We start from the raw sequence: 19,914 nt of genomic DNA, 5'->3' as shown, positions 1-19,914 counted from the left end.
CACCATCCCGATGATCGCGCCGTCGCTGGCGGCGGGGGGCATGATGTCCTTCGCGTTGTCCCTGGATGACCTGGTACTGGCCAGCTTCGTGTCGGGGCCGGGTTCGACGACGTTGCCGATGGAAGTGTTCTCGGCGGTACGCCTGGGGGTGAAGCCGGAGATCAACGCGGTGGCCAGCCTGATTCTGTTGGCGGTGTCGATCGTGACCTTCCTGGTCTGGTACTTCAGCCGCAGGGCTGAAACCACTCGCAAACGCGCGATCCAGGAAGCCATGGACCAGACCGCCAGTGAATCCTGGCAGCCATCGGCCAAGCACATGGAAGAAGCGACGGCCTGATGCCCGGTGTTCATGTGCCCTTGGGGTAATTGAAGGATTGAATTGCCCCAGGTATCACAATATCGGCGCGCCAAATCTCTGAAATCGCGGCATCCAATGATCCAGGATCTCCGCTGACGCCAGGATATGGTGCGCCCTACCGATCAGAAGCCGACGTGGCACAAACCCGATATACCGCGAGTCTGCGCTGTCGTCGCGGTTGTCCCCCAACATGAAATAACTGTCGGCCGGTACCACAACAGGACCAAAGTTTCGTAAGGCACGGACCATCGGCATAAACTGAACGGTCCGCCGACTGTTGTTCGCGAGTTCGGTCAGCTTGATACCCGGGACAGATTTGCCGGAGGCGACAGGCTCGATGATATCCTGCGCATCACGGTAGGTTGCTGGGGTACCGTTGACCCACAGCACCTCATCCTTCATTTCCAGAGTGTCGCCGGGAATACCCACGATCCGCTTGATCAAGCGGATGCCATCCTTGGGTGATGTGAAGGTCACGACATCTCCCCTGCGAGGATTATCAACCTTGGCCAGGGAGATATCAGTGAGGGGCAGCTTGAGGTCGTAAGCCACCCGATTCACCAGCACCACATCCCCCTCAACCAGGGTCGGGCGCATGGACCCGGACGGGATGGGATTCCAATCGGCCAGGGATGTGCGGAAAACGCCAAAGCACAGCCAAAAAATAATGGCGTAACGGTACCGGCTCAACCAACGTCGCATACATCCTCGCAATACAGAAAGGGGCGTAGAGAAAGCTCCCAGCATCCGCCACGCAAGCCATGGGCAATTTTTGCCAGCGTTTACTTCGGCGCAAACAGCTTACCTTAACCTCGGAGATCCTGGCGATGCTGGTATCGGAGCGTGCTAAAAGCCGGGCCGCCCCCCCTCCTACAGGTCGAGGAAAAATTGAATATCAGTGCGCCAAATGCGCCGATCCCAGCACAGACCTGAGTCGGTGTGGAGACTATCTGAGCCCATTACCCGGTCTCTTGCCTCTTAAACATCAAAACGCTTTTGCATAAAAAACCGGTTGTGTCCGGCGACCGGGTAATCCTTGAGCTCGCCGAAGATGCTGAAGCCAAGCCGGAGGTAAAAGTCCGGCGCCTGGAAGGAGAAGGTGTCCAGCCAAATGCCTTGGCAACCTTTCTCCCGAGCCAGCGCTTGCGCCATGTTCATCAACTTCGACCCTATTCCTTGCCCTCGGGCGATTTCAGGCACCACAAGCAACTCAATGAATAGCCACTGCCCGGAAACCTTGGCGTATAAACCACCTTCCGTATTGCCAGTCTCATCCTTGATCAAGATCGCCAGTTTTTCGGCTTCCACCCGCCCGGTTCGTGCCTGGTTGTATTCGATCAACGGCGCCAGAATTGCTTGGTAATCGGCCTCTTGAGGCGCCTCTTTTATCTCGATTCGTAAGCTCACGGTGTTCTCCCTGATCCCTTTACCCGACAAGCTCGACGTAGCTCGACTCCCCACCGCCCGTCGCGCCCGACAACCAACCCCACACGAAGGCCAGCGTGGTACGTCCTGCGTGATCAACACCCACCGTGCCGCGGGACCAGCCGGCGAGCATCTCGCCCTCCGTCGTTATGCAATGATAAAGAAGCTCAATGGTCTCCGGGCCTGTCACGCGCCCGACTTGATGACCCATGCGGATTCGGCCGCCCTGGTAAGTGCCCGAAATGGCATTTTCCTCGACCTGGTAATGAAATACCGTTCCTGCACCGGATAGCCCGTGGGTGTTGCCTGCAACCGTGAATCGGCGATCGTTCAAACGTTCGCTGATATGAGAAAAAGGGGTTTGCATCAATGTCGCGTCCTTTGGTCGAGAGGTTCCATTCCAGCCTTCTCCCAGGATAAAACACGTTTTCAAGAGAAAGCCTGCCATGATAAATAAATCGGCTCCCTAACGGTTGAAACTCAAAATGCCCAAGAAAAAGCCGGCGGCTACCGCAACCACAACGGCGGCTGATATCGAAAGATCCATCCTGGCCCTGAACAAAATGGCTGAACGCCTTTGGGGGGATGGCCGGGAGACCGAGGCAAAAGCCCTCCTCGATGCCCTGGACGCGTTGAACCGGGCGCTGGACAGGATCCGGATCGGCGAGAGCCGCCGGGTGGTGACGCTCCATTGAGAAGCCAGGGATGCGCAACATCGGCTGCGTCCACTGCCAGCCCCTTCGATTGCAGCCCCAGCTCAAGAATGGAGAAAACCAACGGCAGGAACGAGGCAATGCCTGGTTCCTGCCGTTTCAAACGTTTGCCGGTGAAAGGCTCACCGCCTCAAAAGAAGCCCAGCGGATTGATGTCGTAGCTGACCAGCAGGTTTTTGGTCTGCTGGTAGTGGTCGAGCATCATTTTGTGGTTTTCACGGCCGACACCGGACTTCTTGTAGCCACCGAACGCGGCATGCGCCGGGTACAGGTGATAGCAGTTGGTCCAGACACGACCGGCCTTGATCGCCCGCCCCATGCGGTAGGCACGGTTGATGTCACGGGTCCAGAGACCGGCGCCCAGGCCAAATTCGCTGTCGTTGGCAATCGCCAGGGCTTCCGCTTCGTCCTTGAAGGTGGTCACGCCCACGACCGGGCCGAAGATCTCCTCCTGGAACACGCGCATTTTGTTGTTGCCTTTGAGCAGCGTCGGCTGGATGTAGTAGCCGGTGGACAGATCGCCTTCCAGGTGCTCCGCCGCGCCGCCGGTCAACAGCACCGCCCCCTCCTCCTGAGCAATCTTCAGGTACGAAAGAATCTTGTCGTATTGCTGCTCCGACGCCTGGGCACCGACCATGGTCTCGGTGTCCAGGGGATCGCCACGTTTGATCTTGGCGATCTTCTTCAACACCACGGCCATGAACGCGTCGTAGATCGATTCCTGGATCAACGCCCGCGATGGGCAGGTGCAGACTTCACCCTGGTTGAAAAACGCCAGCACCAGGCCTTCAGCGGCCTTCTCGATAAACTGTGGTTCGGCCTGCATGATGTCTTCGAAGAAAATATTCGGCGACTTGCCACCCAGCTCCACCGTGCTCGGAATGATGTTCTCGGCCGCACATTTCATGATGTGCGAGCCCACCGGAGTGGAGCCGGTGAACGCGATCTTGGCGATACGCTTGCTGGTGGCCAGGGCCTCACCGGCTTCGCGGCCAAAGCCATGGACGATATTCAAGACACCCGGAGGCAGCAGGTCGTTGATCAGCTCGGCGAAGATCATGATCGACAGCGGCGTTTGTTCGGCCGGTTTCAGCACGACGCAGTTGCCCGCCGCCAACGCAGGCGCCAGTTTCCAGGCCGCCATCAGCAGCGGGAAGTTCCACGGAATGATTTGCCCCACCACACCCAGCGGCTCATGAAAATGGTAAGCCGTGGTCAGTTCGTTGATTTCGGCGGCGCCGCCTTCCTGGGCACGAATGCAACCGGCGAAATAACGGAAATGGTCGGCCGCCAGCGGAACATCGGCATTCAGGGTTTCGCGCACGGCCTTGCCGTTGTCCCAGGTTTCGGCGACGGCCAGCACTTCAAGATGCTGTTCAATGCGGTCGGCGATGTTCAACAGGACCCGCGAGCGATCCTGTGCCGAGGTCTTGCCCCAGGCATCGGCAGCGCCATGGGCGGCGTCCAGCGCGAGTTCGATATCCGCGGCGGTGGAACGAGGGAACTCGGCAATCACTTCACCGTTGATCGGCGAGGTATTGGTGAAGTATTCACCATTGACCGGCGCGATAAACTCACCGCCGATGTAATTGCCGTAGCGTGGCTTGAAAGAAACAACAGCGCCTGGGGTGCCGGGTTGCGCGTAAATCATGGTGGAGGCCTCTTTGCGGGTCGTTGTCTGTGGGTCGCACACGCGATGAACAGAGGTTAGAGAGCCCGCGCCACCAAACGAATGCGCCCTTGGCAGGGGTCACCTTGTCATTTAGTCGTAATTTGGCCCCCCGGAAAAACCGCAAACGCGCAACACCTCGTACTTTAGTAGGGGTTTACCTGACTATCGTCGCATTCACAAAGCCTGGGCAGTGGCATGTAATGCCGCCACTACAAGAACGGAATCGCCCTTATGCCGCAGCCCCCGCACCTCATGCCCTGACCCCTTTCCCTGAACAACCGATATGCCCCGCCGCCACACCGCCATCAACAATAAATAGGTGAAAGGCCATGTACAAAATTCTAATTGCCGATGATCACCCGCTGTTTCGTGAAGCCATCGCCAATGTGATCAGCGACGGTTTTCCAGGCAGCGAAGTGCTGGAAACCGCCGACCTGGAGAGCGCGCTGGCACTGACCCTGCGCCATGACGACCTCGACCTGATTCTGCTCGATCTGAATATGCCGGGCATGTACGGCCTCAATGGCCTGATCACGCTGCGCAACGAGGCGCCCACGATCCCGGTGGTGATTGTGTCCGCCGAGCAGGACAAGCAGATTGTGCTGCAAGCCATTATGTATGGTGCGGTGGGCTTTATTACCAAGTCTTCGCCACGGGTGCAGATGACTGAAGCCATCGAGCAGATCCTCAACGGCAATGTCTATCTGCCTTCGGACATCATCCACGCACAAAAGACCGACACGCGGCGCAGCATGAACAGCGCACCCGGCTTTGCACCTGAGTTACTGCAGTCCCTGACCCGCAAGCAATTGCTGGTCCTGGAGCGGATGACCAAGGGCGAGTCGAACAAGCAGATCGCCTACACCCTGGAAATCGCCGAAACCACCGTCAAGGCTCATGTCTCGGCCATCCTGCGCAAACTCAAGGTGCATAACCGGGTCCAGGCAATTCTCAGCGCCGGCGATATCGATTTCAGCGCCTACCTGCGACGCTGATTTGATCAACCTGCCGACGGGTTGCCCAGCAGATGGCTGATCGCAGTTTTGAGTTTCATCGGCCGCACCGGTTTGTGCATCAAGGTGTGGCCCAACTCACGCATTTGCAGCTTCAGTTCGTTGCTGTAGTTGGCCGTGATCATCAGCGCCGGCAAAGGTAGGCCACGTCGGGCGTTGATCGTGGCCACCACATCGACACCGTTCTGGTCATGGTCCAGGTGATAATCGGCAATCAACAGGTCGGCGTCGCACTGAGAGTGCTCCACCTGCCGCGCCAGGTCCTGCTCGGACAGCGCGGTGACAACCTGACAGCCCCAGCTTTCCAGCAGCGTGCGCATCCCCGCGCAAATCGTTGCGTCATTGTCCAGTACCCAGATCCGTGCCCCACGCAACCGCTCGAGCATGGGCTCAGTCATGGATAACTGGATCTGTGGCTTGGGCGCGCAGAGGGTTATCGGCACCTCGACAGCGAACATCGAGCCCTTGCCGGGGGTCGAGCGGACGCTGATCTTGTGCCCGAGTATTCCGGCGATCTTTTCGACAATGGCCAACCCGAGGCCCAACCCGCGATCCTGATGGGGCCGTTGCACGTCGCCACGTTTGAACTCCTGGAAAATCTCCTCCAGCTTGTTCTCGGCTATCCCGATACCGGTGTCCCAGACCTCGATGGACAGGTGATGGCGATGGCGGCGACAACCCAGTACCACGCGACCCTGGGTGGTGTATCGGATGGCGTTGCTCAGCAGGTTGCGCAGAATCCGCGCCAGCAACTGGATATCACTACGCACAAGCGCCGAGCAGGGCACGAACGCCAGGCGCAAGCCCTCGCTGCTGGCCGCTTGCGCGAACTCGACCGCCAGGTTTTCCAGCAGTTCGCTCAGGGCAAACGGCGCGATATCGGCCTTGATCACCCCGGCATCCAGCTTGGAGATGTCGACCAGCGTCCCGAGCAGATTCTCCACGTCTTCCAGCGAATTACTGACATTACGCACCAGCGTTGCGTTGGCCTCCGGCTCGCGGCGCTCCAACAAGGCACTGGTAAACAGGCGGGCAGCGTTGAGCGGCTGAAGCAGATCATGGCTGACGGCAGCCAGAAACTTGGTTTTCGACAGGTTGGCCTGCTCGGCTTCGAGCTTGGCTTCACGCAGGCGCGACTCGACCCGACTGCGCTCGTCGATCTCGCGCAGTAGCTGGCTGTTCAGGGTGGTCAGTTCGGTCGTGCGTTCGCGGACGCGCTGTTCAAGGTTCTGATAAGCCTGGTGCAGCGCTTCGGCGGTACGGCGGCGTTCGGTGATATCGCGGATCAACACAAAAATGCCGACCACTTCACCATTGGCCAACCGATTGGGCACATAGGAGCGCAGCATGTAGCGCTCCTGATTGTTGATGTTGATTTCGGGGCATTCGAAGGTCACGCTTTCCCCCGCCAGGGCCCGCTCGACATAGGTTTCCAGGCGCTGGTAATGCTCTTCGCTGTGGACCTCGCGCAGGCTCTGTCCGAGCATCACGCCACGCGGCCAGCAGTACCACTGTTCATAGACCTTGTTGGTGAACTCATAGACCAGATCGGCGTTCAGGTAAGCAATGAGCGCCGGTACATGGTCGGTGATCAGGCGAATCCAGCGCTCGCTCTCGCTGAGGGTTTCAGCGTGCTGGTAGCGTTCGGTGATGTCCGTGAAGGTGTTGACGAAACCGCCGGTGGGTAATGGATGGGTACGAATTTCCAGCACCCGCCCATCGTCCAGCCGTTGCTCCCGCTCATGGATCACCCGGCCGTTGGCGTCGCGGCTGGCCGGCGTCAACAGACCCAGTTCACTGTCGGCGATCACCTCGGAAAAAAGCCTGTGGGGGGCAACCGGGGCCAGCCCGCTCAGCTCCAGAAAACGACGATTCCACAGCTCCAGGATCCCCTCGGCGTTGACCATCGCGACCCCCTGGGACAGGTTGTCGACGGCCCGTTGCAGCAGGTGCGACTTCTGCGCAACGGCTTGCTCGCGGCGCATGGTTTCGCTGAGTTTGACTTCGGTGATGTCGGTAAACAGGATCACCCGGCCACCCTCGCGCGTCGGCCGCTCGCTGACCTGCAACCAGCGGCCATCATTCAGGCGATACAGCAGGTGCTCGTCGGCGCTCTGACGTGGCTCTTCAATAAACAGCCCGGTACTGGTCATCAGGCGCTTGACCTCCGTCAAGCGCATGCCGCCGATGATCCGTACCCGGCTGTTGGCCCAAAACGCCTTGAAGCGGCTGTTGAACAGCACGATGCGCTGGTCCTCATCGAACAGCACGAACGCATCGGAAATACTTTCAATGGCATCGACCAGATGTTGATGGGCCGTTTCCGCCCGCAGGCGCGCATCACTGAGAAGATTATTGCTGGCCTTGAGTTCGGCCATGGCCTGGTTCAACGCATCGGTACGCTCCCTGACCTGCTCGGCCAGTACCACCGAGTGCTGAAAGGCCGCATAGGAATCATTGCCACGCGCGGTGCCGGACTCGACCCGTTCAATCAGCGCCGTATTGATCCGCCGCAGCTTCTGGTTATCCCGCTGCAGTTGTTCGATCTGCCCAAGCAGCTCAGCGGGAGATGACTGCACGGCTGCGTCCGATGGCGACACCGGTGAAGGTCTGGTTGATGTGCATGCCATTGAACTGCTCTCCGTAGGTGTTGAAACCTATCACCCGCTGCTCGCGCAGGAAGGCGCCGATCTGCTGGACACTGCCGTCGTCTTCCAGCTCCAGGCGCCGTAGAAAACAGTCGCAGCCGATGGTCAGCAGCAACGACCCCAAACGCTCCTGCAAGCCGTCGAACAGCGTCTGCAGGTTCGGCAGCAAGGGGCCAGGCGTCATGGCCGTGAGTACGATGCCGTTCTCCACCGCACAGTAAAAGCTCAAGCTCAGGTCATGATTGACCTGTTGAATGGCCCTGACGTAGTACTGATCGTTGATACGAACAGCCAGCGGGTGAGCGGCAAAAATCTGGTGATTGAGCTCCGCCACGGGCACCCCGATGAGCTGCGCATATTCCTCGGCCGCAGGCTCGGCATTGAGCTCGTAAACCCGGCGCGTGCCACTGTCGGCGCGCGTGACCACCAGCTTTTCCCCACGCGGCAAAATGTGGTGCGTCGTGAACACTTCGAAGTCCAGCCAGGTATTGACCAACAGCACCACGGCCGCACCGCTGTGGAATTCGCCGCCGAAGTACACATGGGTATGGGTCAGGTAGTTATCGTCTCCGGCAGAACCGCCGAAGTGAGGGATATCGCCCAGGGCTGCGCTCAGCGCGGCCAGGACCATTTCCTCGCGGCTGGACAGGCCGTCGAGCAGGGTCAGGGCGAAACTGTTGCCCTTGATCGGCGCCAGGGTGTTGCTGCGACAGCCGCCGACCAGTCTCTCGACCATTTGCTGGGCGTCGATCAGGCTGAAACGCTCCAGTTCGTCGATCAGCTCCGCGGCAATGGAGAAATGCCGATGATCAAACCCCACGGCGGTCACGCCGCCCCGGCCATAGCCCTCGGGGGTAATTTCCCCCGCGCTGGTACAGCCCACCACGTGAATGCCGCCAAAGCTCTGCTGCAATGCGCCGCCCAAGGCCCGCAAATCGTATTCGACCGAACAAAAGAACAGCACAAACCCCAAATGCGGGTGCAATAGCTGCCGCGCCAGTTCCTGTGCCACCTCTTGCGCCCCGGTTGCCATCGACATCGCGCTGACGACGCCGTCGGTTTGGGTGTGTTGCATAGTCGCCTCCCGCCAAGTGCGCTGTCCGATTCTTCAGTCTACGAAGACTGGGACGGGGCCCATATCCTACTTGGGTAGGGGGTCCCCCCCTGCGGCAGGATGAAACCGTGAGCCACTACGACCAAAGACCCCCATGGTGCGGACTAAAGGACCATTTAACCGTCACGCCCTCGCTCCTAGGATGAGGCCATCTTGATAAGTGCACCGCCGGCCGTCAGGGCCAATAATCACAATAACGAGGGCAAGTCATGAGCAGCACGTTCTTCATTCCGTCCGTAAACATGATGGGCATTGGCAGTCTCGATGAGGCCATGGTCGCCATTCGCAAATATGGTTTCCGCCACGCGCTGATCGTCACCGACGCCGGGCTGGCAAAAGCGGGAGTCGCGGACAAGGTCGCCAAACTGCTGGCGACGCAGGACATCCAGGCGACGATCTTTGATGGGGCCAAGCCGAATCCGACCGTGAGCAACGTCGAAAACGGTCTGGCGCAACTCAAGCTCAGCGGCGCCGACTTCATCATCTCCCTGGGCGGCGGCTCTCCCCATGACTGCGCCAAGGGCATCGCCTTGTGTGCCGCCAATGGTGGACATATCAGCGACTACGAAGGCGTCGATCAGTCCGCCAAGCCACAGATGCCACTGATTGCCATCAACACCACGGCGGGCACCGCCAGTGAGATGACCCGTTTTTGCATCATCACCGACGAAACCCGCCACGTAAAAATGGCCATCGTCGACCGTAACGTGACGCCACTGCTGTCGGTCAACGATCCCTCATTGATGGCCGCCATGCCCAAGGGCCTGACCGCCGCCACCGGCATGGACGCCTTGACCCACGCCATCGAGGCTTACGTTTCGACCGCAGCCACGCCCATCACCGATGCCTGCGCGCTCAAGGCCGTGGAATTGATTTCTGCCAACCTGCGCAACGCGGTTGCCAATGGCGGCGACATGCAAGCACGGGAAAATATGGCCTACGCGCAATTCCTGGCCGGGATGGCGTTCAACAATGCCTCCCTTGGCTACGTGCACGCCATGGCCCACCAACTGGGCGGCTTCTATGACCTGCCGCACGGTGTCTGCAATGCGATATTGCTGCCCCACGTCGAGAGCTTCAACGCCAGCATTTGCCCGGCGCGCCTGACGGACGTCGCCAAGGCGATGGGCCTCGATACCCAACACCTTGACCACGAGCAAGGCGCGGCAGCGGCCATTGCCGGCATCCGTAAGTTGTCGTTGGACGTGGGCATTCCAGGTGGTTTGACTGAACTGGGTGTCAAGGCGCAGGACATCCCGACACTGGCGGCCAATGCCATGAAAGACGCCTGCGGCTTCACCAACCCCCGCACTGCGGAACAGGCGCAGATCGAAGAGATTTTCCACGCAGCGATGTGATTGCGACACGATGAGCGCCAGGAACCTGACCGGGCTACTGGCGCTCAAGTTCGATCAGGACTCAGCTGCCCGCCCCTGCCCGGCCTGCGCGATAAACCGAGAGACCGTAGAACGCCAGCGCCAGGCCCGCCAACACGCCCCCGACCACGCCGACATAGGCAAAGCCGAGTTGCCGTCCCACCCAACTGCCCACCAGTGCCCCGCCACCGATACCGATGTTGTAGATCCCCGAGAACAGCGCCATGGCCACATCGGTTGCGTCCGGCGCCAGCACCAGCACCTTCGACTGCAGCGACAGCCCGAAGCACATGATCGCCATGCCCCAGAACACGCTGAGCACCCCCAGCGTCGAAACCTCACCGCTCAACGGCAACAGCAACGCCAGGCACAGCACCAGCAACGCCGTGGCCGCCAGCAAAAAGCGCTGCGGGTATTGCCGATTGAATCGACTGAACAGCAGCGACCCGAAAATCCCCGCGCCCCCGAACAGCAGCAGGATAAGCGTCACCACCTCGCCGCTCATGCCGGCCACGGTTTTGATGAACGGTTCGATATAGCTATAGGCCGTGAACTGAGCCGTGATCACCGCCGCCGTCAGGCCGTAGACCGCCACCAGTGCGGGGCGCTTGAACAGTATGGGCAGGCTTCTCAGGGAGCCCGAGTTCTGGCTCGGCAGCAGCGGCAGGGTTCTGCCAAGCCAGAGCACCAGCGCACCGGCCATCAACGCAATCACCAGAAAGGTGGTCCGCCAGCCCATGGCTTCGCCAAGCAATCGGCCCAGGGGAATCCCCAGCACCAGGGCCATGGACGTCCCGGTCGCCAGCAGCCCCAGCGCCTGCACCTGCTTGCCCGCCGGCGCCACCCGCACCGCGAGGGACGCGGTGATGGACCAGAACAGCGCATGGGACAAGGCGATGCCGATCCGGCTCACCAGCAGGACGCCAAAGCTTGCGGCCAGGCTGGACAGCACATGGCTGACAATGAACAGGCCGAACAACACCATCAACAGCTTGCGCCGCTCGATGTTACGGGTGAGCAGCATCACGGGCAGCGAGGTCAGGGAGACCACCCAGGCATAGATCGTCAGCATCAGCCCGACCTGCGCGCTCGACAGGTCGAAGCTGTCGCCGATGGCACTCAACAGGCCGACTGGCACGAATTCGGTGGTGTTGAAGACAAAGGCGGCCAACGCCAGTGCAATGACCGGTTGCCAATTGTCGGTGTTTTCAGTTGCGGGGGTACTCATTTAAAAATCCGTCATGCGCTATCGAAGACCCGCTGGCTGGCGGTTCAGGGCCGGGAAAGCCAAAAGAAAAACCGGTCGAGGTGAAATGGATGCTGAAACGATGCAAGTATCGCTCCTTGGAGGAGATTCATCGCTGAAAGTTGCCGACCTTATCGAGCGCGATATACGCACAAACAAGAACGCCGCTCAAAGAGCGGCGTTCTTGCGCATGGAACGGGGAACGAGACTCACACTAGCGTGGAGGTCTCAGGCCTTGCTGTTCCAGGGGCGGTCTCCATGTTCGTCCTTGATGCGGGTCGGCAGGCCCATCACGTCCAGTGCCTTGAGGAACGCCTCAGCCGGCAGCTCCTCGACGTTGGCCATGCGCTGCACGTCCCACTCGCCGCGAGCGACCAGCAAGGCGGCCGCCACCGGTGGCACGCCGGCGGTATAGGAAATACCCTGGCTGTCGGTCTCGGCGTAGGCTTGCTCGTGGTCCGCCACGTTGTAGATGAACACCTCACGCGGCTGGCCATCCTTGGTGCCCTTGACCAGATCGCCAATGCAGGTCTTGCCGGTATAACCCGGCGCCAGCGAGCTTGGATCGGGGAGCACGGCCTTGACCACTTTCAGCGGCACCACTTCCAGGCCTTCGGCGGTCTTGACCGGTTGCTCGGAGAGCAGGCCAAGGTTCCTGAGCACTGTGAACACATTGATGTAGTGCTCGCCAAAGCTCATCCAGAAACGCACGTTGGGCACGCCGAGGTTCTTCGACAAAGAGTGCACTTCATCGTGGCCGGTCAGGTACAGGTTCTGCGCCCCGACCACTGGCAGGTCGTCGGTACGTTTGACTTCGAACATGGTGTTGCTGGTCCACTGGCTGTTCTGCCAGCTCCACACCTGTCCGGTGAATTCGCGGAAATTGATTTCCGGGTCGAAATTGGTGGCGAAATATTTGCCATGGGAACCGGCATTGACATCAAGAATGTCGATCGAATCAATGCTGTCGAAATACTGCTGCTGCGCCAACGCGGCATAGGCGTTGACCACACCCGGGTCGAAGCCCACACCGAGAATGGCAGTGATGTTCTTCTGCTTGCATTCCTCGAGGTGCTTCCACTCGTAGTTGCCATACCAGGGCGGCGTCTCGCAGACTTTGCCCGGCTCTTCATGAATGGCGGTGTCCAGATAGGCCACGCCGGTATCGATGCAGGCACGCAGCACCGACATGTTCAGGAAGGACGAGCCGACGTTGATGACGATCTGCGATTCGGTTTCGCGGATCAACGCCTTCGTCGCTTCGACATCCAGGGCGTTCAGCGAGAAGGCCTGGATATCGGCGGGCACTTTGAGGCTGCCCTTGGCCTTGACGCTGTCGATGATGGCCTGGCATTTGGAGATGTTGCGCGACGCGATAGCAATACGACAGAGTTCGTCGTTGTGCTGCGCGCACTTGTGGGCCACCACCTTGGCGACACCTCCTGCACCAATGATAAGTACGTTCTTCTTCAATTATCGATTTCTCTTTTTTCTGCCAGCTTAGGAAAGGCTGGACATGTAGTCGTTGTAACCAAACTCACGAACCACCTCGACACTTCCGTCGAGTTGCTTCACCACGATGGACGGCATTTTCAGGCCGTTGAACCAGTTTTTCTTGACCATTGTGTAACCAGCTGCGTCAACAAACGACAGCCGATCGCCGATGGTCAACGGACGATCAAATTGATACTCGCCGAAGATGTCTCCGGCCAGGCAGGATTTGCCGCACACCATGAAGGTGTGTTCGCCCTCGCTGGGGGCCAGCTTGGCATTCAAGCGATAGATCAACAGATCAAGCATGTGGGCTTCGATGGAGCTGTCCACGACTGCCAGGTGCTTGCCGTTGTAGAGGGTGTCGAGCACGGTGACTTCCAGCGAGGCGCTCTGGGTGATGGCCGCTTCGCCCGGCTCCAGGTAAACCTGCACGCCGTATTTTTCCGAGAAGGCCTTGAGGCGCGCGCAAAAAGCGTCAAGCGCGTAGCCTTCACCGGTGAAATGGATACCGCCGCCGAGGCTGACCCACTCGACCTTGTGCAACAGGTGGCCGAAGCGCTCTTCGATGGTGCACAGCATCTGGTCGAACAGGTCGAAATCGCCGTTCTCGCAGTTATTGTGGAACATGAAGCCGGAGATCTGCTCGATGACCTGCTCGATCTTGGCCGGGTCCCACTCGCCCAGGCGGCTGAACGGCCGTGCCGGGTCGGCCAGCAGGTAATCAGAGCTGCTCACCTGCGGGTTGACCCGCAGACCGCGCACCTTGCCGTCGGATGCCTCGGTGTAGCGCTGCAGTTGGCTGATGGAGTTGAAGATGATCTTGTCGCAGTTGTCGAGCATCTCCTCGATCTCGTCGTCGGCCCAGGCCACGCTGTAGGCGTGGGTCTCGCCGGCAAACTTCTGCCGACCGAGCTTGAGTTCGTAGAGCGAGGACGACGTGGTGCCATCCATGTATTGCTGCATCAGGTCAAACACCGACCAGGTGGCAAAGCACTTGAGCGCCAGCAGGGCCTTGGCCCCGGACTGTTCGCGCACGTAGGCGATTTTCTGCAGGTTCACCAGCAGCTTTTGTTTGTCGATGAGGTAGTACGGCGTCTTGATCATTTCAAGGCCTCCGACATGGCCAGTCAAAAAAGGATGCGCATTGTGCCTTCACTGACCGCAGATCGAAAGAGCAGAACGCTCAAGTTGCTGAGTCGGGCGGAACTGGACCCAGGGGAATGCTGAATATTCCTACACTGACAATGGAGCCAAATTTGTAGTCCCCTTCCCCGCTCCGTACCTACGCCATGGACGTCCCGATCACCAGGCAGCCCTGGCGCCACAAGCCATTCAGTACCCTCGCAACAGCCTGTAAGCTGTACAACGTACGCCGACATTGGCGCCAGGAACTGACACTCGGTCTGAACGCCGCGTGGATATTGATGCCAAGGAGAGTGCCCAGGGTGAATGTACTGTTTATCTGCGGTAAAAATCGGCTCCGTAGCCCGACTGCCGAGCAGGTGTTTGCTTCCTGGCCTGGCGTGGAAACGTCATCGGCCGGTGTTGGCAATGACGCGGATGTCCTTGTGGATGCCGAGCTGCTGGACTGGGCCGATCTGATCTTTGTCATGGAGCCCGTCCATCGCAGAAAGCTCACGGCCCGATTCCGTTCTGAGCTGGCCAGCAAACGCGTGGTATGTCTCGACATCCCGGATGACTTTGACTACATGGCGCCTGAGCTGGTCGAACTGTTGCAGGCCAGGGTACGCCGCTTTCTACCCGCCTGATGATCGGCTGGCTGGAGCGACGGCGACGATGGCCTGCTGGTCGATTTGGGTAGCCGGGGCCACCCACTGCGGGTTACGGGTCACCGGCGAGAGCCATTGGCCCCGCCCAAGACTACTTCAACCGCCCCGCCCCAAGCAGCCAACCTGGCGCGCCTTTCTGCAGCCATTCGGTGGCCGCAGGATTGTGTTTGACGCGGCTATCCAGAAACGCCACGCCAATGGCCTGAATCGCGGCAACCTGCTTGGGATCCGGGGCCGGCTCGCCCGCTACCGGGCTATGGAAATCGCCGCCGGGTTTGGCGCCGTGTTTGTGCCCTCGACTTTTGGGGGCATCACCGGACGGTTCGCTGCCCTTGTCGGCCTTTTTCACCGGCCGGTGGAACAACTCGGTACCGGACAAGGTTTTGTGCGTCGCCTTGTTCAGCTCCAACTGAACACTACCAGCCGCCGTCACCGACTCGCCCAACACCTGTCGCTGGCGATAGGAACTGACCCAGTTGAACGGATCTTCATCCTCCTGACCGGTCATCGACAGTACGGGCGCCGAGATCTGGGCGAACACCTCTGACCGGGCGCCGGCTTCCACATAAGGGCTGAGCAGCAACACCGCCTTGGGCTGAATCGCAACGCCCGACGTAGCGCCAGGCTCCAGCGCCCCGGCCAGGGCCTCAGCGGTCTGCGCCCCCAAATCAAAGCCGGCCACCACGACCTGGTTCCAGTCGATGGCCGCCAGTTGCGCGTCGCCTTTCGCCGCCCGTGCCCGAACCTCTGTCAGGACTTTCTGCACGGTGGACAGCCTGTCGCGTAAGGCCGCGGCGTTGTAGTGACTGCTCGCCACCCCACGGAAATCGCCATCCAACGCCTGCGCCGACGCAAAAATCGACTGATCATAGGCGTGCCCCTGAACAGACAGCACCGCATAACCGGCTTGCGCCCACGCCTTGCGCCACTCCGCTCCGCCCGAGGCCGACTCGCCCAACCCCGGCAAGTAGATAATCAGCGGCACGCGCTCATGGGTAGCCGGCGCCAACCACGCCACATCCACCGATTGCTGATCGAGTTGCCAGATGGCGTCCCAGCCGGCTGTTTCGTTGTGGGCCGGTTGATAGGCGGTGGCCAGGTCTTTATTGACCTGCTCGGTGAATTCAATACGCGGGTCTGGCGGATCGCCCGCACAACCCGAGATCAATCCCAGGCTGCCCACTAAGGCGCCCACCGCTAGCCAGTACCGAGGTTGAAGGTTCATTCGATTCACAAAGTCGTCAAGATCAAGATGGCTAGCAGCGTAACCGACCCTCTGGCGAACGAGGCGCAAGGGCAGGTAAAGAATGGGTAAAGGGTGATATCAGACTTACCCCGCATACACCGTCAGTCATGCACACCAAATGGCGTGCACCTTTCCACGGGGAAGGTGACGCGCCAAACCGGTTATGTCGGAATGAGTCCCGCCTCTCGGTAGCTCTGAACCAGTTCGTCGAACAACCCGATATCCAAAGCGCCAGCAACCGCGGTGTAAATGGCACGGGCACGCCTACTTCCACTTCATCGCCACCGGCACCGCCGTCCTGCTTGCGGGGGACGGCACCTGGTACGAGTTGTCGGCCGGCAACGCCGTGTTCATCGCCCAAGGTGAAGCCCATCAGCTTCTCTCAAGCCTGGGCGTACCCGCCCAGGATATCGGCAACTTCGACTCGGCCCCTCTCGGCGACACAGTCTGCGCCGTGGATGCGTCCCTTGGTGTCGATGCCAGCCCCAGCGCCATTCTCTTCAGCGGCTGCATGGAGTTTGAGCTCGGCAGCCTGCAAGGTCTCGGCGGGTTGATGCCGGATCTGATGCTGATTGATGCCAGGGGGCAGCGTTACCCGGGGCTTATGCCCATTCTTGCGTCCATGGAGCGCGAAGTCCGCTCCGCACGCGTTGGCTTCGCAGGCATCCTCGCTCGCCTCGCCGACGTAGTGGCGGCGATGATCGTGCGCGGCTGGGTGGAATGCGCCTGCGGCAACGCCTCTGGCCTGGTGGCCGCGTTGCGCGACCCCAGGCTGGCCCGGGCGCTCCTGGCCTTGCACCGAGAACCGGCACGTGACTGGACCGTGGCGGAGCTGGCGGCACAATGCAATACCTCCCGCTCGGTCTTCGCGGAACGCTTCCAGGCCACTATCGGCATCCCTCCGCTACGCTATGCCACGGAACTGCGGATGCGCCTCGCCAGCCAATGGTTGAGCCTGGAGCGATTGCCTATCGAAGTCGTGGCGCAGCGTCTGGGCTACACCTCCCAGGCGGCCTTCAGCCGTGCTTTCAAGCGCATCACCGGCCAGCCACCCGGTGCCAGCCGGCAAGTGGTTCGTTCCAGCGCCTCCTGAAATTCCCGGCGCGAAAGATCGCGCCGGGGCCTCGCGGCCTGAAATCAGTGACTGGTCATTCCGGCCATGTGCATCATGAATCGGAACAGGCCGGCCACCACACCCAGTGCAATCACGCTGCCGAACCAAATGGAGATCAGCCAAAGCACCTGCCGGAACCAAGGGGTAGCTTCGTTTTGTGCAGCCGACACTTCAGTGTTTTCGCTATCAATGGTAGCCATCGCCTATCCTCACTTTTCCACGGAACACGTAATAGCTCCAGCAGGTGTACATCAAGATGATCGGCAGGATGAACAACGTGCCGATCAAGATGAACAACTGGCTTGTAGGGGGCGAAGCCGCCTCCCACAGGCTGATGGACGGTGGAACGATGTTCGGCCAGATACTGAACGCCAATCCGATATAACCCAGGAACACCAGCGCCAGGGTGCACACGAAGGGCCAATGGGAGTGATACTGGCGTAACGCGCGCAGCAGCCCGAACAGCGCCAGCACACCCAGGACCAACAACCCGCCAAACACCACGATGTGCGCGTGGGTAAACCAGCGTGTCGCAATCTCGGGATGCAGCCATGGCGTCCACACGCAGAGCACCGCGACGACTGCCGTCAGCACAAACGCCAGCGGCCGGGTGTAGTGACGCATACGTGACTCCAGCATGCCTTCGGTCTTGACCAGCAACCAGGTACTACCGAGCAACGCGTAGGCAACAATCAAACCAAACCCACAGAACAAGGGGAACGGTGCCAGCCAATCCAGGGTGCCGCCGGCAAACTGCCGATTGACGACGGGAATACCTGCGATGTACGCGCCGATCACGATGCCTTGGCAAAACGTCGCCAGCAGTGAGCCGACGATAAAGGCCATGTCCCAGATATGACGTTTTTCAGGACTGGCCTTGAAGCGGAACTCAAACGCCACACCGCGAAAAATCAACCCGGCCAACATGAACATCAGTGGCAGGTACAACGCCTCCAGAATCACCGAGTAAGCCAGTGGAAACGCACCGTAAAGCGCTGCTCCACCGAGGATCAGCCAGGTTTCATTGCCGTCCCATACTGGCGCGACGGTGTTCATCATCACATCCCGTTCCTGCGCATCCGGGATTAACGGAAACAGGATGCCCAACCCCAGGTCAAATCCATCCATGATCACGTACATCATCACCCCGAAGGCAATGATGACGCCCCAGATCAACGACAAATCGATGCCTTGAATACCCATGTTCAATCCCCTTGCTCAGTTGACGTGATCGCTGGACGCAAGCGTCTCGGCGACGGCGGACAGGGGGCGGCGTGGCGTACGCTCCTGGCCAGGACCACCTTGCGGCGGATGCTCGTGATGCGGTTGGGGCCCCTTGCGTACCAGTTTCATCATGTAACCGATGCCCACGGCGAACACCGAGAAGTAGATCAACACAAACAAGGCCAGCGAAATGCTCAGTTGCGTGACGGTGTGATTGGACGCGGCATCGGCCGTGCGCAGCAGCCCGTAGACCACCCAAGGCTGGCGACCGACTTCGGTGGTGATCCAGCCCGCCAGCATCGCGATCAGGCCGGTCGGGCCCATGAACAACACCAGGCGCAGGAACATCCGATTGTGGTACAGCGCGCCATTGCGGCGTAACGCAAGCCCCAGCACCCCCGTAAGGATCATCAACATGCCCAGCCCGGCCATGATCCGGAAGCTGAAGAAAATGATCGTCGCGTTGGGGCGGTCCTCCCTGGGGAAGCTCTTGAGCGCAGGGATCTGTTTATCCAGGCTGTGGGTCAGGATCAGACTGCCCAGGTACGGGATTTCGATGGCGTAGCGGGTCTTCTCGGCCTGCATGTCCGGGATGCCGAACAACACCAGCGGCGTCGGCTCGTTACCGACGTTTTCCCAATGCCCCTCCATGGCGGCTATTTTCGCCGGTTGATGTTCCAGGGTATTCAGACCATGGGCGTCACCGACCACCGCCTGGATCGGCGCCACGATCAACGCCATCCACAACGCCATCGAGAGCATCTTGCGGATGTGTGGCGTGTCGTTTTTACGCAGCAGATGCCAGGCCGCCGACGACCCGACAAAGAACGCCGTGGCCACAAACGCCGCGATGGCCATGTGTGCCAGGCGAAACGGGAACGACGGGTTGAAGACGATGGCCAGCCAGTCCATCGGCATGATCCGCCCATCGACGATCGAGAAGCCCTGCGGCGTCTGCATCCAGCTGTTGGACGCCAGGATCCAGAAGGTCGAGATCAACGTACCGAGGGCGACCATTACCGTGGCAAAGAAGTGCAGCCCTCGTCCGACCCGGTTCCAACCGAACAACATGACCCCGAGAAAGCCTGCCTCAAGGAAAAATGCCGTCAACACCTCATACGTGAGCAGCGGTCCGGTGATACTCCCGGCGAAGTCAGAGAAACGGCTCCAGTTGGTGCCGAACTCGTAGGCCATGACCAGCCCGGAGACCACGCCCATGCCGAAGTTGACGGCAAAAATCTTCGACCAGAAGTGATACAGGTCCTTGTACACCGCGTTGTTGCTTTTCAGCCACAGGCCTTCGAGCACCGCCAGGAAACTGGCCAGCCCGATGGTGATGGCGGGGAATAGGATGTGAAACGAGACCGTAAACGCGAATTGAATGCGCGCCAGGTCCAACGCCCCCGGATTTAACATGACGATACCCTCAGAGTGTGTCGCGGCTCGCAGCGAACAGATGCCCGATGATCAGGAAAAACCGG

The 19,914-nt window shown here is 60.0% G+C and carries 17 protein-coding genes and 3 pseudogenes; 6 read left to right on the top strand and 14 right to left on the bottom strand.

The genetic code is table 11. From position 1 onward, the window contains the following. Positions 1-337 (top strand): annotated as a pseudogene (locus tag CWE01_RS09755) (putrescine ABC transporter permease PotI); the annotation flags it as partial. 54 nt (positions 338-391) lie between these two features. On the opposite strand, the gene lepB reads toward CWE01_RS09755, so the two are convergent. The 3 genes from lepB to CWE01_RS09740 all read right to left on the bottom strand — a co-directional run bounded on the left by lepB (position 392) and on the right by CWE01_RS09740 (position 2,150). After that, positions 392-1,060, bottom strand: a complete 669-nt coding sequence (gene lepB, locus CWE01_RS09750) for a signal peptidase I (RefSeq protein ID WP_100940312.1) — start codon at positions 1,058-1,060, stop codon at positions 392-394. A 276-nt stretch (positions 1,061-1,336) separates the two neighbouring features. After that, the gene (locus tag CWE01_RS09745) at positions 1,337-1,765 is read right to left on the bottom strand and encodes an N-acetyltransferase (RefSeq protein ID WP_100940311.1); all 429 of its coding nucleotides are present in this window, start codon (positions 1,763-1,765) and stop codon (positions 1,337-1,339) included. A gap of 19 nt (positions 1,766-1,784) precedes the next feature. Next, positions 1,785-2,150, bottom strand: coding sequence for a hypothetical protein (locus CWE01_RS09740; RefSeq protein WP_100940310.1), 366 nt, complete (start codon positions 2,148-2,150; stop codon positions 1,785-1,787). Positions 2,151-2,268: 118 nt separating this feature from the next. Here CWE01_RS09740 and CWE01_RS09735 point away from each other — a divergent pair, with 118 nt between their 5' ends. Beyond that, positions 2,269-2,478: a hypothetical protein gene (locus CWE01_RS09735; RefSeq protein WP_100940309.1), complete on the top strand. Its 210-nt coding sequence runs from the start codon at positions 2,269-2,271 to the stop codon at positions 2,476-2,478. 148 nt (positions 2,479-2,626) lie between these two features. On the opposite strand, the gene CWE01_RS09730 is transcribed toward CWE01_RS09735, so the two are convergent. Beyond that, positions 2,627-4,147 (bottom strand): aldehyde dehydrogenase family protein, encoded by a 1,521-nt coding sequence (locus CWE01_RS09730; RefSeq protein WP_100940308.1) that lies wholly within the window; start codon positions 4,145-4,147, stop codon positions 2,627-2,629. 350 nt (positions 4,148-4,497) lie between these two features. Here CWE01_RS09730 and CWE01_RS09725 point away from each other — a divergent pair, with 350 nt between their 5' ends. Then, entirely contained in the window at positions 4,498-5,163 is a 666-nt protein-coding gene (locus CWE01_RS09725) for a response regulator transcription factor (protein WP_100940307.1), read from the top strand. A gap of 5 nt (positions 5,164-5,168) precedes the next feature. Here CWE01_RS09725 and nahK read toward each other — a convergent pair whose 3' ends face one another. Both nahK and nosP read right to left on the bottom strand, forming a co-directional pair. Beyond that, complete coding sequence (gene nahK, locus CWE01_RS09720) at positions 5,169-7,811, bottom strand: hybrid sensor histidine kinase/response regulator NahK/ErcS' (RefSeq protein ID WP_100940306.1); 2,643 nt, start codon at positions 7,809-7,811, stop codon at positions 5,169-5,171. Continuing rightward, positions 7,741-8,904 (bottom strand): nitric oxide-sensing protein NosP, encoded by a 1,164-nt coding sequence (gene nosP / locus CWE01_RS09715; protein WP_100940305.1) that lies wholly within the window; start codon positions 8,902-8,904, stop codon positions 7,741-7,743. The genes nahK and nosP overlap by 71 nt, the downstream gene beginning before the upstream one ends. Positions 8,905-9,152: 248 nt before the next feature. On the opposite strand from nosP, the gene yiaY reads away from it, so the two are divergent. Next, positions 9,153-10,301 carry an L-threonine dehydrogenase gene (yiaY, locus tag CWE01_RS09710; protein WP_100940304.1) on the top strand — a complete coding sequence of 383 codons (1,149 nt, stop codon included), beginning with the start codon at positions 9,153-9,155 and terminating at the stop codon, positions 10,299-10,301. Positions 10,302-10,362: 61 nt separating this feature from the next. On the opposite strand, the gene CWE01_RS09705 is transcribed toward yiaY, so the two are convergent. The 3 genes from CWE01_RS09705 to nspC form a co-directional block, all read right to left on the bottom strand. Next, positions 10,363-11,547, bottom strand: coding sequence for a sugar transporter (locus CWE01_RS09705; RefSeq protein WP_100940303.1), 1,185 nt, complete (start codon positions 11,545-11,547; stop codon positions 10,363-10,365). Between the two features lie 246 nt (positions 11,548-11,793). Next, positions 11,794-13,038, bottom strand: coding sequence for a saccharopine dehydrogenase family protein (locus CWE01_RS09700; protein ID WP_100940302.1), 1,245 nt, complete (start codon positions 13,036-13,038; stop codon positions 11,794-11,796). A gap of 27 nt (positions 13,039-13,065) precedes the next feature. Further along, complete coding sequence (gene nspC / locus CWE01_RS09695; RefSeq protein WP_100940301.1) at positions 13,066-14,163, bottom strand: carboxynorspermidine decarboxylase; 1,098 nt, start codon at positions 14,161-14,163, stop codon at positions 13,066-13,068. 341 nt (positions 14,164-14,504) lie between these two features. Here nspC and CWE01_RS09690 point away from each other — a divergent pair, with 341 nt between their 5' ends. Next, positions 14,505-14,828, top strand: coding sequence for a low molecular weight protein tyrosine phosphatase family protein (locus CWE01_RS09690; protein WP_256579335.1), 324 nt, complete (start codon positions 14,505-14,507; stop codon positions 14,826-14,828). 112 nt (positions 14,829-14,940) lie between these two features. On the opposite strand, the gene CWE01_RS09685 is transcribed toward CWE01_RS09690, so the two are convergent. After that, entirely contained in the window at positions 14,941-16,074 is a 1,134-nt protein-coding gene (locus tag CWE01_RS09685) for an alpha/beta hydrolase (RefSeq protein ID WP_100940299.1), read from the bottom strand. 182 nt (positions 16,075-16,256) lie between these two features. Continuing rightward, positions 16,257-16,361, bottom strand: a pseudogene (locus tag CWE01_RS33555) (TetR/AcrR family transcriptional regulator); the annotation flags it as partial. Here CWE01_RS33555 and CWE01_RS09675 point away from each other — a divergent pair. After that, a pseudogene (locus tag CWE01_RS09675) lies at positions 16,352-17,188 on the top strand (AraC family transcriptional regulator); the annotation flags it as partial. The pseudogenes CWE01_RS33555 and CWE01_RS09675 sit on opposite strands and share 10 nt — an antisense overlap. A gap of 44 nt (positions 17,189-17,232) precedes the next feature. Here the strand turns inward: CWE01_RS09675 and CWE01_RS09670 are convergent. The 3 genes from CWE01_RS09670 to CWE01_RS09660 are packed head-to-tail and all read right to left on the bottom strand — an operon-like array spanning position 17,233 to position 19,849. Further along, on the bottom strand, positions 17,233-17,409 hold the full coding sequence (locus CWE01_RS09670) for a DUF2474 domain-containing protein (RefSeq protein WP_100940298.1): 177 nt from the start codon (positions 17,407-17,409) through the stop codon (positions 17,233-17,235). Continuing rightward, a complete protein-coding gene (cydB, locus tag CWE01_RS09665) occupies positions 17,396-18,412 on the bottom strand; it encodes a cytochrome d ubiquinol oxidase subunit II (RefSeq protein WP_100940297.1) in 1,017 nt (338 codons plus the stop codon). Before cydB ends, CWE01_RS09670 begins: the two co-directional genes overlap by 14 nt. Positions 18,413-18,427: 15 nt before the next feature. Next, positions 18,428-19,849 (bottom strand): cytochrome ubiquinol oxidase subunit I, encoded by a 1,422-nt coding sequence (locus CWE01_RS09660; RefSeq protein WP_100940296.1) that lies wholly within the window; start codon positions 19,847-19,849, stop codon positions 18,428-18,430. Positions 19,850-19,914 lie beyond the last annotated feature (65 nt).

It is taken from the genome of Pseudomonas sp. QS1027, from assembly GCF_002814235.1.
Classification (GTDB): Bacteria; Pseudomonadota; Gammaproteobacteria; order Pseudomonadales; family Pseudomonadaceae; genus Aquipseudomonas.
Note: the sequence above shows the minus strand (reverse complement) of the source record. Positions and strands in the feature narration are given on the sequence as shown.